This is a genomic window from Streptomyces sp. NPDC102441 (genome assembly GCF_044765585.1).
Classification (GTDB): domain Bacteria; phylum Actinomycetota; class Actinomycetes; order Streptomycetales; family Streptomycetaceae; genus Streptomyces.
The window spans coordinates 409652-425601 of sequence record NZ_JBIWKH010000004.1 but is presented as its reverse complement, the minus strand read 5'-3'; the positions used below and the strand labels follow the sequence as shown (position 1 = coordinate 425601).

8 protein-coding genes are annotated in these 15950 nt (G+C 72.0%); 1 reads left to right on the top strand and 7 read right to left on the bottom strand.

Translation table 11 applies throughout. The features are described 5' to 3' along the window. The first annotated feature begins 215 nt into the window (after positions 1-215). Positions 216-518, top strand: coding sequence for a chorismate mutase (locus ACIREO_RS10775; RefSeq protein ID WP_404107311.1), 303 nt, complete (start codon positions 216-218; stop codon positions 516-518). A 296-nt stretch (positions 519-814) separates the two neighbouring features. Here the strand turns inward: ACIREO_RS10775 and ACIREO_RS10770 are convergent, their stop codons facing one another. From ACIREO_RS10770 to ACIREO_RS10740, 7 genes are all read right to left on the bottom strand, one after another. Next, positions 815-2569: a peptidase gene (locus ACIREO_RS10770; protein ID WP_404107310.1), complete on the bottom strand. Its 1755-nt coding sequence runs from the start codon at positions 2567-2569 to the stop codon at positions 815-817. Positions 2570-2965: 396 nt separating this feature from the next. Next, entirely contained in the window at positions 2966-4804 is a 1839-nt protein-coding gene (locus ACIREO_RS10765; protein WP_404107308.1) for a GMC oxidoreductase, read from the bottom strand. A gap of 48 nt (positions 4805-4852) precedes the next feature. Continuing rightward, on the bottom strand, positions 4853-6490 hold the full coding sequence (locus ACIREO_RS10760) for a succinic semialdehyde dehydrogenase (RefSeq protein ID WP_404107306.1): 1638 nt from the start codon (positions 6488-6490) through the stop codon (positions 4853-4855). A gap of 183 nt (positions 6491-6673) precedes the next feature. Beyond that, positions 6674-8332: a protein kinase gene (locus ACIREO_RS10755; protein ID WP_404107304.1), complete on the bottom strand. Its 1659-nt coding sequence runs from the start codon at positions 8330-8332 to the stop codon at positions 6674-6676. Positions 8333-8447: 115 nt separating this feature from the next. Next, positions 8448-11267: a protein kinase gene (locus ACIREO_RS10750; protein ID WP_404107302.1), complete on the bottom strand. Its 2820-nt coding sequence runs from the start codon at positions 11265-11267 to the stop codon at positions 8448-8450. 237 nt (positions 11268-11504) lie between these two features. Continuing rightward, positions 11505-13628: a serine/threonine-protein kinase gene (locus ACIREO_RS10745; RefSeq protein WP_404107300.1), complete on the bottom strand. Its 2124-nt coding sequence runs from the start codon at positions 13626-13628 to the stop codon at positions 11505-11507. 436 nt (positions 13629-14064) lie between these two features. Continuing rightward, the gene (locus ACIREO_RS10740) at positions 14065-15771 is read right to left on the bottom strand and encodes a glycerol-3-phosphate dehydrogenase/oxidase (RefSeq protein WP_404107298.1); all 1707 of its coding nucleotides are present in this window, start codon (positions 15769-15771) and stop codon (positions 14065-14067) included. Positions 15772-15950 lie beyond the last annotated feature (179 nt).

Sequence of the window (15950 nt, the reverse complement as noted above, 5' to 3'; positions counted from 1 at the left end):
CGTGGACCCGGCCGGGGGCGGGGGCCATACTTGCCCTCATGCGTCAGCACACGACCTTCGTCTTTACCTATGGCACCCGGCCCGCCGGCTGCCATGGTCGTGCTGCTTGAGCAACTGACGAGCAACTTCTCCAGGCGCCCCGGGCCGACAGGCCCGGGGCGTTCTGGCGTTCCGGGCCTGTGGCTCCGGGGGCCTCAGCCCACCGGGAGTCACAGATGACCAGCACCGCACCCACGAAGACGGCCGCCGAGCGCACCGGCGCGCACACCGACGAGGCCGCGTCCCTGATCGGGGGCGCCCGGACGCGCATCGACGCGCTGGACGACCGGATCATCGGTCTCGTCCAGGAACGGATGGCCGTCTCGGCGGTCATCCAGGAGGCCAGGATCACGTCCGGGGGCCGCCGGGTGAACCTCTCCCGCGAGATGGACGTCCTCAGCCACTACAGCGACGCCCTGGGAAGGCCGGGCACGGCACTCGCCATGACGCTGCTGGAGCTGTGCCGCGGCCGGGTGTGACGTACGGGAAGGCTGTACGGCCGCACCCGCGTTCGGGCCCGGTCTCACCCGTACGGCGCGTGACCGGGGCCCGGGCCGCTTCGTTGATCCGTGTGTCCGTGCCAGCCAGGGGCGGCAGCGGTAGGAATCCACGCGTGGCTCCGCCGGGACGTGTGGCGTACCTCAGGTACGCCGTGGGACCACGACCCGGCGCGTGTGACCGGGCGGCAGGGGACAGCAACCCGGTCACCCCATCTGCGGCCGGTTCCGGGGACGCCCGGGACCGGCCGCCTACGGAACCGTCGTGAACGGCGGTCTCAGACCTGCCGGGCGCGGCGCCGGTTCGTCGCGTACAGCACGCCGCCGGCGGCCAGGGCGATCACCGCCGCACCGGAGGCCATCAGCGCGACCGAGCCGGTGGAGGCGAGGCCGCCGCCCGTGCCGGGCGACGCGGAGCCGGATGTTCCCGTGCTCCCGCTCGATCCCGCACCGGACGACGTGCCCGGGGTGCCGGACGTCTGCGAGTCCCGGCCCTCTGTGTCACCCCCGGCGGAACCCTCCGTGGCACCGCCCGTTCCGGTGGTGCCGTCCGAGGTGCCGCCCGTGTCCTCCGAGCCGGAGCCGTCGTCGTTGAGCACGAGGCGCGCGGTGTTGTCGGCGGGCTTCGGGTCGAAGGGCAGCTCGGGGTCGCTCAGCCAGGTGGAGCGGATCCGGACGGCGCCCTCGGCGTTCGGCACCAGCTCGGTGATCTTCAGCTCGAACGGCAGCGAGGCCTCCGCGCCGTCGCGCACGGTCATGGTGGTGTTGCAGACATAGCGGGGCGCCGCGCTCTTCTGGTCCTCGCGGTACTTGCCCTCCGCCGTCACGCCCCGGCAGGACTCCGGCTTGCCGGTGACCTCGGCGCCCTCGGGGACGGTGAAGTCGAAGGACGCGACAGGCTCGCCGGACCGGATGTAGCCGATCCAGGCCGGCCCGTCGTTACGGAAGCCGATGTCCGCCGTGACGGTCTCTCCGACGGCGCCTTCGGCCTTGCCGCCCACCGCGACGAAGTTCGCGGTGTTCTCCGTACGGAAGTCGGCCTCCTGCTGGTTGTCCCAGGGGTCGAGGTCCGCGCTCCGGGCGGAGGACGTGACCTTCCTGAGGCTCAGTTCGGGGCCCGTGCCCCGGGCGAAGGACGCGGCGGCGCGCTGTGCGGAGCGCTGTGCGGAGCTGTCCTCGTTGATGCGGTAGATGAGGGTGTCGTAGAACGCGCGCTCGGTGGCCTCGACGGACAGCGGGTCCGCCAGGGTGTACGTGGCGGCCGGTTCGTAGGAGCCTTCGAACGAGCACAGGGCGGTGGCCCAGACGAAGCCGTCGAACGGCTCTTCCCCGGCGTCCCCGTTGTACTCGCAGTTGGAGTAGCGCTCGGGGATGTCCAGCCCGCGCGAGTACATCAGGGTCAGCAGGACGCCGTCGGCGGCCGTGGTGCCCTTGTTGGTGAAGGTGACCGGCGCGGGCTGTACGTCGCCCGGCTTCAGCTCCTGCTCGAAGGGGAGCTGCTTCATGACCAGGTCGGGGCCGCCGACGGTCACCTTCGCCGAGAAGGGGGTGAAGGTGACCCCGTCGGCCGAGCCGGTCACCTCGATGGTGCCGGACGCACCGTCCTCGCTGCCCTTGGCCGCGGCGAGGTCGAAGTCGGCGATGGAGCTGAGGCCCGCGTAGACGCCGTAGTCGTGGCAGACGGCTGTGGCACCGGTGATCTCGCAGTCGGATCCCGTGTCCTCGGCCGGGGAGAGCTGTGCGACGCCTGCGATGCCGCTGAGGTCCAGGGTGTAGGTCACCTCGCCCTCGTAACCCATGCTCTCCTCGTCCGGGTCCGGGTTGTGGACGGTGAGTCCGAGCGAGGACCTCTGCGGGCTCCCGCTGTCCGGATAGGGGTGGAGGGCCGTTTCGGCGGGGCCGCCGAGCGTGAAGACCGGGCCGTCGGCCTGCGCGGGGGCGGCGACGGCGAGCGAACCGGCGGCGAGCAGCCCGGCGGCGGCGATGCCGCCTGCCGTACGGCGCAGCGCTGTTCTCGGGGAAAGACGTGTCATCGCGAACCTCTGGGGATCGGCGGAGCTGTGTGACTGCTGTGACGCAGTACGGGTTCGACCGCGCAGCGGTACGAACAGTTGCTCCGGCCAAGATCACGGATTGAGCACGGTGTGCGGATGTGGCGGGCACCACATAAAGATTCTGTGAAGCCGGGGACAAAAGTCAGTCCACTTCACAGGTCGCGCATGGCGAACACACCGGCTCGTTCCGTGCCCCACAACGGCAGGCCCGTTCATTCCTGTGCTGGGTGCCGGTGCGATGTTCGTCCTGCGGCGCCGCAGGAACGGTGACGCCGCCGCGTAGGGCGCCTCGCCCGTAGGACCGTGAGGGGCTGCACTCGGAGGGCGGTGCAGCCCCCCTTGGCGTTCCCTCGCGTTCCTGCGGGGCAGTTGGGTTCAGGCGTCCGACGCGGTCTTCTTCGGCGGCACCGTCGGCATCCCCAGGAACGGCAGCTTCAGCGCGCCGAACGCCTCCTCAGGCACGGCGGGCGCCTTCGGCTCGACGGCGGCGAGCCGTTCGTACGCCGTGTCCTGCGCCGGACGCGGATCCGGCTCGCCCTTGTTGGGCCAGAAGGACATCGCGCGCTCCGCCTGCGCCGTGATGGTCAGCGACGGGTTGACGCCCAGGTTGGCGGAGACCGAGGAGCCGTCGACCACGGAGATGCCCGGGTGCCCGTACAGCCGGTGGTACGGGTCGATGACGCCCTCCTCCGGGCTCGCGCCGATCGGGCAGCCGCCGAGGAAGTGCGCGGTGAGCGGGGTGCCCATCAGCTCGCCGACGTTCGAACCGGCGAAGCCGTTGATCTCCTGGGCGAGCAGCGTCGCACCCTGGGTTGCCTCGGCTATCTGGGTCGGGTTGGGCGAGCCGTGGCCCTGCCGGGCGGTGAGCAGGCCCTTGCCGAGGCCGCCGGGCTTGCGGTACGCGGTCAGCGAGTTGTCCAGCGACTGCATGACGAGCCCGATGATGGTCCGCTCCGACCAGCGCCGGTTGGACAGCGAGCGCATCAGGAGCCACGGGTGTCTGGCCACGTTGCCGAACCAGCTCAGCACCCGGTGGGTGCTGTAGGGCACCTGGAGGATGGTCAGCGCGCCCATGGCGTTGGAGCCCTTGCCGTAACGCACCGGTTCGATGTGGGTGTTCTCGTCGGGGTGGATCGACGAGGTGATGGCGACGCCCTGGGTGAAGTCGGCCTTTTCGGTGCCGTGCTTCCTGCGGTAGCGGCGGTCGCTGGTCTGCGCCCCCACCAGACCCTCGGAGTTGGTGCGGGTCAGCTCGCCGAGCCGGGACGAGAGCCGGGGCAGCAGCCCTTCGTCCTTCATCGTGTGCAACAGGGTCTGGGTGCCGTACGTGCCCGCGGCTATGACCACCTTCCGGGCCCGCAGCACGGACGGCGCGGCCTTGCGGCGCCGGTTCGTGGGGACGGTCGACACGCGGTGGCCGCCGTCAGGGCCGTCCGTGACCGCGACGACGGACGTCATCGGGTGGATGACGGCACCGGCCTTCTCCGCGAGGTACAGGTAGTTCTCGTTGAGTGTGTTCTTCGCGCCGTGACGGCAGCCCGTCATGCATTCGCCGCACTGGGAACAGCCCTTGCGCGCGGGGCCCGCGCCGCCGAAGTAGGGGTCGGCGGTCTCCCCGCCGGGCTTCGTGTGCGCCGTGCCGTCGGCGTCCTTGCCGTCGCCGAAGAAGACGCCGACCGGGGCGAGATGGAAGGTGTCGCCGACGCCCATGGTCTCGGCCACTGACTTCAGGTGGACGTCCGCCGGGGTCATGGTCGGGTTGAGCCGCACCCCGAGCATCCGCTGCGCCTGGTCGTAGTACGGCGCCAGCTCGGCCTTCCAGTCGGTGATGTCCGCCCACTGGCGGTCCTCGAAGAACGGCGCGGGCGGCACGTACAGGGTGTTGGCGTAGTTGAGGGAGCCGCCGCCGACACCCGCGCCGGCCAGCACCATCACCTTGCCCAGCAGATGCACCCGCTGGATGCCGAACAGGCCGAGCGCGGGGGCCCACAGGTAGTTCTTGATGTCCCAGGAGTTCTTGGGCAGCGTCGCGCGCGTGAAGCGGCGGCCCGCCTCCAGGACGCCGACCCGGTATCCCTTCTCACTCAGCCGCAGGGCCGAGACCGCGCCGCCGAAGCCCGAGCCGACGACGAGGACGTCGTAGTCGTACGCGTCGTCGTCCGCCGCCGGCACGGCCGGGCCGGCCTGGTTCTGGGCAGGGCTGTCCTGGGACATGGCTCTCCTCCGTACGAAAAGGACAGGTAAAGGGCGGGTCGAGAGGGGTCAGCGCAGCCGGAAGGCCTTCATCGCCTTGAGGCTGCGGCTCATGAAGGCGGCGTACTTCTCGTCGTCCATCCCGAAGGCCGGCGCGAGGGGCATCAGCCGCTGCTGGGCGACCGTCTGGGCCTCGGTGTACTTCAGGATGCCCTCGGAGCCGTGCCGCCGGCCGAGGCCGGAGTCCTTCATGCCGCCCATGGGCGACTGGACACTGCCGTACGCGGGTGCGTACCCCTCGTTGATGTTGACCGTGCCGGTCCGCAGCCGCGCGGCGACGCGGTGCCCGCGTCCGGCGCTCTTCGTCCAGACACTGGCGTTGAGGCCGTACGGGGTGGCGTTGGCGAGGGACACGGCCTCGTCGTCGTCGCCGAAGCGGTAGATCGAGACGACCGGGCCGAAGGTCTCCTCGCCGCAGACGGCCATGGGTGCCTCGACACCGTCGAGGATCGTCGGCTCGTAGAACAGCGGGCCGATGTCGGGGCGGGCGACGCCTCCCGCGACGAGCGTGGCGCCCTTCTCGACGGCTTCGGCCACATGCCGGCTGACCGTCTCCATCTGTCGCTCGCCGGCGAGGGAGCCCATGTCGGCGCCGTACGCGAGGGAGTTACCGAGCCGCATGGCCTTCGTGCGGGCCGCGAAGCGCTCCACGAACTCGTCGGCGACCGACTCGTGGACGTACAGCCGCTCGATGGAGATGCAGAGCTGCCCCGCGGAGGAGAAGCAGGCGCGGACGGCGCCCGCGGCGGCCTTCTCCACGTCGGCGTCCTCCAGGACGAGCATGGCGTTCTTGCCGCCGAGTTCGAGGGATACGCCGACGAGCCGGGCGGCGGCGCCCCGGGCGACCTCACGGCCGGTCCGGGTGGAGCCGGTGAAGGAGACGTAGTCGGCACGGCTGACGACCTCGGGTCCGACGACGGGTCCCTCGCCGATGACGACCTGGAACACCTCGGCGGGCAGTCCGGCCTCGATCAGCAGGTCACGGGCCCACAGCGCGGTCAGCGCGGTCTCCGTGTCGGGCTTCATCACGACGGCGTTGCCGGAGACGAAGGCGGGGAGCGCGTCGCCGACGGAGAGTGCCAGCGGGTAGTTCCAGGGGACGATCTGGCCGATGACCCCGCGCGGCTGGCGCAGTTCGGTGACTTTGGTGAGCGTGGGGACGACCCCGGTGTGCCGCTTCGGCTTGAGGTAGGAGGCGGCCCTGCGCCCGTAGTGCCGGGCCGAGACGGCGACGGCCTGCACTTCCTCGTGGGCGTGCAGCCGGGCCTTGCCCGTCTCCAGCTGGATGAGGTCGAGGACCTCGGACTGTCGCTGCAGGACCAGGTCGTGGAAGCGGAGCAGCACGGCGGCCCTGGCCCGGACGGGCGTCGCGGCCCAGGCGGGCTGGGCGGCCCCGGCCCGGTCGAAGGCGGACGCGACGTCCTCGGGGGTGGATTCGGGCAGGTCGGCCAGCTTCTCCCCGGTGAAGGGGCTGTGGTTGGCCGTGCGGCCGGAACCGACGACGTCACGGGTCAGCTGCGCGATCACCTCGGGTGTGACCACGTCGGCGGCGGTGCGCGCGCCCGCCGGGGCCGCGGCCACCGGATTGGTACCGACGCGGGTGCCGGAGGCGGCGGAGGTGGTCGTGGATGCCTGCGAGTCCGTCATGAGGGCGAGAGTATGTCCACCCGCCCACTTTGGGTACCCGTGGGTAACAGGTTTCACCAACCCCGCCAGGGACTTCTTCCTCGCCCGGCCATACAGCCAGTGATCACTGGCGGCATAACTGCTGATCAGGGGCGATCCGCCGCCGTTCGGGGGATCGGGTGTCAGAAATCGTGAATCCGGCCCTCAGTCCGTCTGCTCCGGCGGTTCCCAGCTTCGCAGCATCGTCTCGAAGCGCTCCTGGTCCTCGGCCTGGTCCTCCTCGGGCCCGGTCATGTAGAGCGCGTACTCCGGCCCGCCCGCCTCGGCGAAGTACATCTGGTCGATGCCGTGGCGCGGGCCAGGCTGGTCCTTGGACTCGACCCAGGTGAACTCCCAGCGGGATCCCGGCCGGTCGCGGAAGACGTTCTCCTCGAGGACCAGCCGCTCGTAGTCCGGCAGGCGTACGGACAGGTCGTTCTCGATGCTCTGCATGTGCGCGTAGGAGTTACCGAAGTCGGGATCCGGATCGAGGCTGATGCGCACGCTGTGCGCGCCGTTGTCCGGGGAGTAGTCGATCTGCTCGCTGTCCGTCTGCCGTTCCCAGCCTTCGGGCACGGCGAGGCTGAAGCCCTCGGGGGCGGTGATCTTCTTCCAGCCGTCGGGTATCTCCGGCGGGGCGGTCTCCTCCCCCTTGCCGGAGGAGTCCTCGGAGGGGGTGGGGGTGGGAGCCGGACCGGCGGTGGTCCGCTCCTTCGCGCCTCCGGCCGTGCCGCCGCCGCTCCCCTGCCCCTTCATCGCGATCAGGCCCGCCGCACCGCCGATCAGGGCGGCCGCCACCACGACCAGCAGGACGGTGCGCCACCGGCCCCGGCCACGCCGGGTGGCGGGCGGCGGGTTGTACGGGGGCGCGGCCGGCGGGGGCAGGGGCTGGGAGAGCTGCGCGGTGGAACCGTCCGGGGCGGAGAAGGCCCGCAGATCGTCCTCGGAGACCCGCTGAGTCGGCACGTGCGCCTGCGCGGCACGCGGCTTCCGCCCCTCCATCGCGTCCAGGAGCATGCGCTCGGTCTCCTCGGCCGTCGGGCGGTCCGCGGGGTCCTTGCGCAGCAGGGCGGTGATCACGGGCGCCAGCGCACCGCCGCGCAGCGGCGGGGGCGGCTCCTCCGTGACGACGGCCTGCATGGTGGAGATGGGGGACGTGCGGCGGAAGGGCGAACTTCCCTCGACGGCCGCGTAGAGCGTGGCACCCAGCGACCAGAGGTCGGACGCGGGGCCCGGGTCGCCGCCGCGCACCCGCTCGGGTGCCAGATAGTCGATGGAACCCACCAGTTCACCGGTTCTGGTGATGGTGGAGTCGCCCTCGATCGCGGCGATCCCGAAGTCGGTCAGCAGGACCTGGCCGTCCCGGGCCAGCAGGACGTTGCCCGGCTTCACGTCCCGGTGCAGGACACCGGCGCTGTGGGCGGCCCGCAGGGCGCTCAGCACGTAGAGCCCGATCCTGGCCGCCTCGCGCGGATCGACCTCGCCCGACTCCTTCGTCGCGTCGGCGAGCGAGGGCCCGTCGACGTACTGCATGACGATCCAGGGGCGGTTGTCGTACTCGATGACGTCGTGGACGGTGACGACCCCCGGGTGCGTGATCCGGGCCGCCGCGCGCGCCTCCTTCTGCGTGCGGGCGTGCAGCACGGCCCGGTCCGCCTCGGCGACGTACAGTCCGGCGGTCAACTCCTTGACGGCGACCGTCCGGTGGAGCACTTCGTCCTGGGCGCGCCACACCTTGCCCATGCCGCCCCGGCCGAGGACCTCACCCAGCCGGTACCGTCCGGCCAGCACGATTCCCGCGTTCGTACCCTGCGCGTGTTCCACGTGTGTTCGCCCCGTTCCTTGGGACGACAGGGTACGGACGGGAGGCCGTACCACGAAACCTCACATCGCCCACGAGACCGCACTGTGATGCTTCTCGCGTGCCGCTGTCGCGTTGTCAGGAGCCCGCACGGTAGGTGGATATGGCCTGTTCGTAGATCTCGGACACCTTGTCCCGCTCGTTCTCCGGGCCGATGACCTGGACGATGTGGTACCTGCCGTCCACGATCATGGCGAGGTTACGGACGTACACCTGACGGCCGTCGCTCTCCTGCCAGGTGAACTGCCCCTCCGCCATGGCCTGTCGCCCGATGTCGACACGGCGAAGACCCGTGGACGTCGCCCAGCTGGACTCCCGGAAGGGCTTCAGCTCGGGTTCCGCCGTCCGCTGGTAGTCCAGCGGGTCGCTCCCGTTGGCCTTGACGGTGTCCCGTCCCGGCACGACGAGCACGGTGAACCCGTCGCTGCCGTAACGGACCTGACGGTTGGTCCCGGACGCACCGCGCTGCCAGCCCTTCGGCACCCCGACCTCGAACGCTTCGGGGTCCTTGCGCAGCTCGTAGCCCGGCGCGAGAGCGGCGGCGGAGCGGCTGGTCTGCGGCTTCTCCGAGCCCGACGAGCCCGACGAGCCCGACGAAGCCGATTCGGACGGCCCGCCGGATGCCGTCGCGCCGTCGGACGGGCTGTTGCCGGGGCCCGGTGCGGCGGAGTCCGAGGGCGAGGCCCCCGCGCCTGTCCCCGGTCCCGACTCGGGCATGAACAGCATGGCGTAGGCCACGGCGGCAGCCATCACCAGCAGGACCAGCACCAGCAGCAGCCGCCCCAGCCGTCGCGGCGGCCGGCCGCCGGGCGGCGGCTGGCGCAGCACCTTGGGCCCCTTGGGTTCGCGGGGCGCGCGCGCCGGCTTCTCGTGCACCTGCGGCTGCTCGTAAGTCTGCTGCTTCTCGCGGCGCTGCGGCTTTCCCTGGCGGTGCCGGCCGTGCGCCACGCCCCCGCGGCCCCGACGGCGGCGGACCAGCTCGCCCCGGCGGCGTACGACCGGAAGGCGGGTGGCGTCGGCGGGCGGCAGTGCGACGATGTCGGCGCCTGCCTCGGGCTCAGGGGCCGAGCGCACGAGGGAGCGCAGCCAGCCGCGCAGCTCCTCGAAGTCGGGGCGCTCCGTGGGGTCCTGGCGCAGCAGTGACTCCACGACGGGCCGCAGGGGGCCGCACTCCTCCGCGAAGGCGGGCGGTTCGCCGCAGACCATCTGGACGAGCTCGGCGGCGTTCTCCTCCGGATACGGCGCGTGGCCCTGCACGGCGCGGTAGAGCAGCGCGCCGAGCGCCCACAGGTCGGTGGAGGGGCCGATGGGCGGGGCGAGCTGCCAGTTGTCGTGGACCGGTCCCGCCTGCTCGGGCGCCCACCGCTCGGTGACGGCGCCGACCACGGCGATCCGGGCCTGCCGGGCACGTTCGGCGGCGAGGGGCGTGGCGGGGCCCCGGTAGGCGGGGGTGGTGCCGCTTCCGGCGACGACCTCGTCCCACCCACCGGCGGGTGTACGGGCGGCCGCCGGCTGCGGCAGCCGGTCCTGGCGCTCCACGGGCCCGCTGCCGAGGCGCCGGGCGTCGGCGCGCAACGCGTCCTCCCCGGAGCCGCCCGATCCTCCGGAGCCGCCCGCGGGCACGGGGCGGCCGGAGCCGGGGCCGTCGTCCCACGTGCCGGCGAGGTGGACACGCCGGCCGGGGGGCGTGGGACCGGGGTCCTCGTCGTCGTCCTCGTCGTCCTCGTCGTCGTACGCGTAGGTGTACGGGTCGTCGGCCGCCCGGCCCCAGGTGCCGGTCAGCTGCGGTGGACCGGGGGCGGGAGGTGCGACGGGAGAGGCTGTGGGCTCCTCGCGCTCGTCCGTGTCCGGGCCGTCGTCGCGGTCGTGTTCCTCGTGCTTCCGGTCCTCGCCGGCGCGGGCCGCCGCACGGGCGCCCGCACGGTAGGCGGCGATGGCTCCGGCGCGGGCTGCGCGCAGCTGCGCCGCGCTCCCCGCCCCGGGCTCCACCACGGGCAGGGCGGCGGGTGGCGCGACCTCGATCTCGGCACCGGGGACCGGCACTCCGTCGGTGGACGTCCGGGGGGCGGGCAGGGCCTCGGGTGCGGGCGGGGCGGCATCCGGTTCGAGCGACGCCTGGGGTTCGTACGGGCCTGACCCGACGGCCGGGGGCTCGTACGGGCCGGGCTCCACGCCCGGGGGCTCGTACGGGGCGGACTCCACGCCCGGGGGCTCGTACGGGGCGGACTCCGCAGCCGGGGGCTCGTACGGGCCGGTGGGGCCCGATTCGACCGCCGGCGGGCCGTAGGCGTTCTCCTCGTCCGGATCCGGTTGGGGCGCCGGAACGTATCCGCACAGCGCCTCCTCGGCGGCGCCCGCCGCGAGCCCCGTCAGCACGACGCGGCCGTCGTCACAGACCAGCACCGTGCGGACCGTGATGTTGCGGTGCGTCCAGCCGTGGGCGTGCAGCACCCGCAGCGCCGTGAGTACGTCGGAGCCGATCTCAGCGGCCCGGTAGGGATTGAGGGGCCGCTCGGCGAGAAGCGCGGCGAGCGACCGGGCGGCGACCAGTTCGCTCACTATCCAGAGCGATCCCGCCTCGGCGAACACGTCGAAGACCTGGTCCAGACGCGGATGGTCGGGCACCTGGGCGGCCGCCTGTGCGGCCTCGATCGCCCGCCGGACCGCGGGATCCGTGGGCCGCCGGGCCGTGCGCCCGGTGGCACGCCTGGCCGAGGTCAGACCGTCGGCGTCGAGCACCTCCGCGTCCACGACCTCCGGCAACGGCACCTGCCGTACCAGGACTTCCTGACCGCTGTATGTGTCGAAGGCCCGCGTCTCGACCAGCTCGAAGGCATCGGACGGGGGCAGCGGAAGGCGGTAGCGGTCGGCAAGCACCCGACCCGCGTAGTCGTCCACGACGCCTCCCCAGAGCGCGCTGTCCCCCGGTCACCGAGACCGCATGAATCCATCAATTGCGGTCACTTGCTGTGCAATTGACCCACCATTCCGGCTGCGTACGGTCCTCGGCCTCTCACAATACGTGGCAAGTCGCGGACACGCGTCCGTGTCACGGCAACCCGCCCGCCCGGCGGGCGGCCCGGTTGGCCCGGACGGGCCGCCGGCCAGGCCGGACGACCGGGCCGGACCGCCGGATCAGTCGGTCGGCTCGAACGTGGCGAACGCCGTCTCGCGCAGCGTCCGGCACTCCTCGTCGTCCCAGGCGTCCGCCTTGCAGCTGATCATGATCGAGTAGCCGTGGGTGGCGTCGGCCTTGAAGCCCCGGTTGAGGACCCGGATCCGCATGCCCTGCTGATCGCGCGTGAACTCCCAGTCGGCGACGGTCGGGTAGCCGTTGTACTCGACCTTCCTTATGCCGATGTGCTTGTAGCCGTTGCTGAGACTCTTGGTGGCCGCGACCGCCCCTGCCCAGGCGGCTGCCGCGTCGTCCTGGGGCGATGAGTTGTAGTCGATCTGGACGCGGGGGAAACCACCGTCGGCGTTGTAGATGGCGCCGGAGTTCTGTCCCGCTATTTTGTCGAACTTGAAGGTCCCCGGCATCGCCATGGAGAAGTGGAACTGCTTGTTGGTGACTGTCTTGAATCCCGCGGGCAGGGCGTCCGGGTCCGGTGTCGGATCGCCGGTCTCAGGCGAGGGGGAGGTGTCGCCGGACGCCTCCCCCTTGCCCTGCCCCTGGCCGTCATCGCCGGCGTCCTTGCCGCCGTCCTGCTTGCTGTCGTCGTCCTTGCCCGAGCCTCCGCCGGTGGCGGGCTCTCCGTCGCCGCCGGCCGACGCGGCGGTGTCACCCTTGGAGCCACCGCCCTCGTTGCCGGTTTCGTCGCCGCCGAGGGTGAGCGCCAGGACCGTGCCGAGGACGGCGAGCACGACGACACCGGCGATGACCGCCAGCGTGCGGCGCGGCACGACATCGGTGATCGACGCACGGGTCACGGCCGGACGCCCGGGTCCCGCGGCGGGCCCGGAGGCCGATGCCGTGGTGGCGGTGGTGCCCGGCGCGTGCGAGGGCGCCGGGGGAACGGCGGCACCCGGGGACTTCGCGTTGCGTACGGACCGCAGGGCGCCGCGCAGCCGGTCCCGTGTGCCTTCGGCGATCCCGGACATGACGCCCGGAGAAGCCGCCGGGGAGGCGGAGCCGGAAGCCTGTTCCGCCGGGACCGAACCGCCGGTGGCCGGTCTCCCGGAGCCCGTGGCGGCCTTGGACCCGCCGCCCTCGCCGGCCGTGGTGGACACGGCAGCAGCGGCGGCGGCAGCAGCAGCGGCCTTCTTGCCACCGCTCTTGGTGTCGCCCCTGCCGCTCCGGCCTCCCCTGTCACTCTTGTTGCTCTTGCTCTTGTCGCTCCTGGCGTCACCGATCGTGGGCAGCGCCATGATCTGGGTGGAGTCGGCCGGCGGTGCGACGGGCTGATCCGGGGCGTTGACCACCGCGTTGAGCAGGACACGCGCCCCGGCGTCGTCCAGTCGCTCGTCGGGGTCCCTGGCCAGCAGGCCGTAGATGGCCTCCTCCAGCATGCCCGCGTTCGCCGGCGGTTCGACCGGTTCCGTCATCACCGCGGTCAGCGTGGCGATCGCCGAGCCCTTGTCGTACGGCGGGCGGCCCTCGACGCTCGCGTACAGCAGCCCGCCCAGCGACCACAGGTCGGCGGGCGGCCCCGGCTTGTGGCCGCGGGCCCGCTCGGGCGAGATGTAGGAGGGGGCGCCGACGAGCATGCCCGTCGAGGTGACGGAGGGGTCGCCCTCGACCTGGGCGATCCCGAAGTCGGTCAGGACGACCCGGCCGTCCTCCGAGATCAGCACGTTGGACGGCTTCACGTCGCGGTGCAGGATGCCCTCGCGGTGCGCCGAGCGCAGCACGTCGAGGATGGCGAGTCCGACCTCCGCCGCGCGCCTCGGCGTCAGAGTCCCGTCCTCACGGATCACCTCGGCGAGGGACTTGCCCTCGATGAGCTCCATGACGATCCACGGGCGGTCGTCCTCGTCGACCACGTCGTAGACCGTCACCGCGCTGGTGTTGCGGATCCTCGCGATCGCTTTCGCCTCACGCAGGGTCCGTGTGATGAGACGCCGCTTCTCGTCCTCGTCGATGGCCGACGGGAACCGCAGTTCCTTGACCGCGACCGTACGCCCCAACGTCTCGTCGGCAGCACGCCAGACCGTGCCCATGCCGCCCCGGCCGAGCACCTCCCCGAGACGGTACCGCCCCGCGAGGAGACGTCCGTCCTTGTCCCGTTGGGGCTCCCGCGCCTGCTCCGCCTCCGACATGCGTCCCCTCTGCGATCAACCCGCCCTGGCAGAGCGTTCATTGTCCCTCACCCCTGGACCGGTCATGGTGCCGGGTCCGGGGTCGGCCGTGATGCGACGGAGGTAGGAACCCCCGGCCATGCCGACATTCAGGGCACTGCTGTCCGCCCCGCTGGTGCTTACGCCGCTCGCCCTGGGAAGCGCGAGCCTGCCAAGCGAACCACACCTCACGACCGCATCGTCCTACCTGCCCCGGCCCGCCGTCGAGGGCCATGCCCCGGTGGCCGCCCTTCCGGCACGCCGCAACACCCCGGCGGCGAGGAGGAACACGACTCCGCGAGCCCGGAACCCCGGCGGCCGACCGCGTCCGGGCAGACTGCGGCCACCCGCCCCTGATCAGGCCGAAGCCGCGTCAGGGGCCCGGGCAGGGCCCCTGACGCGGCTTCCTGAAACGCCCTCAGCGAGGCACGATGTCCGGGGCCCCCAGCCGTGCCGCGTCCGCCGTGAGGTCGTCCGGCTGCCGCTGGGACTCCCGCTCCGCCTCCACGCGCTTGCGGTAGTGCTCCACCTCCCGTTCGACCTGGCTGGTGTCCCAGCCGAGCACCGGCGCCATCAGGTCCGCGCACTCGCGGGCACAGCGGGTGCCCCGGTCGAAGGTCTCGATGGAGATCCGGGTGCGCCGCGTCAGGACGTCGTCGAGGTGCCGGGCGCCCTCGTGCGAGGCGGCGTAGACGACCTCGGCCCGCAGATAGTCCTCGGCGCCCGCCAGGGGCTCACCCAGCGAGGGATCGCCCTTCACGAGCTCCAGGAGTTCCTCGGTCATCGAGCCGTAGCGGTTGAGCAGGTGCTCCACCCGGACGACATGCAGACCGGTGCGGGCCGCGATCCTGGCCCGGGCGTTCCACAGCGCGCGGTACCCCTCGGCACCCAGCAGCGGGATGTCCTCCGTGACGCAGTCCGCCACCCGCTGGTCCAGCGCGTGCACCGCCTCGTCGACGGCGTCCTTCGCCATCACGCGGTACGTCGTGTACTTGCCGCCCGCGACGACGACGAGCCCGGGCGCCGGGTGGGCCACCGTGTGCTCGCGCGAGAGCTTGCTCGTGGCGTCGGACTCGCCTGCCAGCAGGGGACGGAGCCCGGCGTAGACGCCCTCGACGTCGTCCCTGCCCAGCGGGGTGTTCAGCACCGAGTTCACGTGTTCGAGCAGATAGTCGATGTCGGCACTGGACGCGGCCGGATGCGCCTTGTCCAGGTCCCAGTCGGTGTCGGTCGTTCCGATGATCCAGTGCCGCCCCCACGGGATCACGAAGAGCACCGACTTCTCGGTCCGCAGGATGAGCCCGGTCGAGGAGTGGATGCGGTCCTTGGGCACCACGAGGTGGATGCCCTTCGAGGCACGGACGTGGAACTGGCCGCGCTCAGCGATCAGCGCCTGGGTGTCGTCCGTCCACACCCCTGTCGCGTTGACCACCTGCTTGGCCCTGATCTCGTACTCCTCGCCGCCCTCGACGTCCTGCACCCGCGCGCCGACGACCCGCTCGCCCTCCCGGAGGAAGCCGGTCACCCGTGCCCTGTTGGCCACATGCGCGCCGTAGCCCGCGGCCGTGCGCACCAGGGTCGCCACATAGCGCGCGTCGTCCATCTGGGCGTCGTAGTACTGCAGGGCGCCGACCAGGGCGTCCTTCTTGAGCGCGGGGGCGACCCGCAGGGCGTGGCGCCGGGAGAGGTGCCGGTGCATGGGCAGCCCGCGGCCATGGCCGGACGACACGGACATCGCGTCGTACAGCGCGACGCCGGAGCCCGCGTAGAGCCGCTCCCAGCCCTTGTGCTGCAACGGGTAGAGGAAGGGCACCGGCTTCACCAGATGCGGCGCCAGCCGCTCCAGCAGCAGCCCGCGCTCCTTCAGTGCCTCCCGTACGAGCGCGAAGTCCAGCATCTCCAGATAGCGCAGCCCGCCGTGGATCAGCTTGCTCGACCTGCTCGATGTGCCGGACGCCCAGTCGCTCGCCTCGACCAGTCCCGTCGATAGTCCTCTGGTGGCGGCGTCCAGCACGGTCCCGGCGCCGACCACGCCCGCTCCCACGACCAGCACGTCCAGTTCGCGCTCGGCCATCGCGGTCAGCGCATCTGCGCGCTCCGCGGGTCCCAGTGTCGCTGTCCTCACTGCTGCCTCCCGGTAATAATCCCGGTGCATCGGGGGTCGTACGGCACGTGAGCGGAGACCGGCCGGAGGGCCGGGCGCCCGTGCCCACCCCTCGATTCTGTCCGCGGTCCACGACTTCAGCCACCGCCTGTGGACAACACCCACCCCACACGAGTCACGGAATGCGACATATAGGTCAT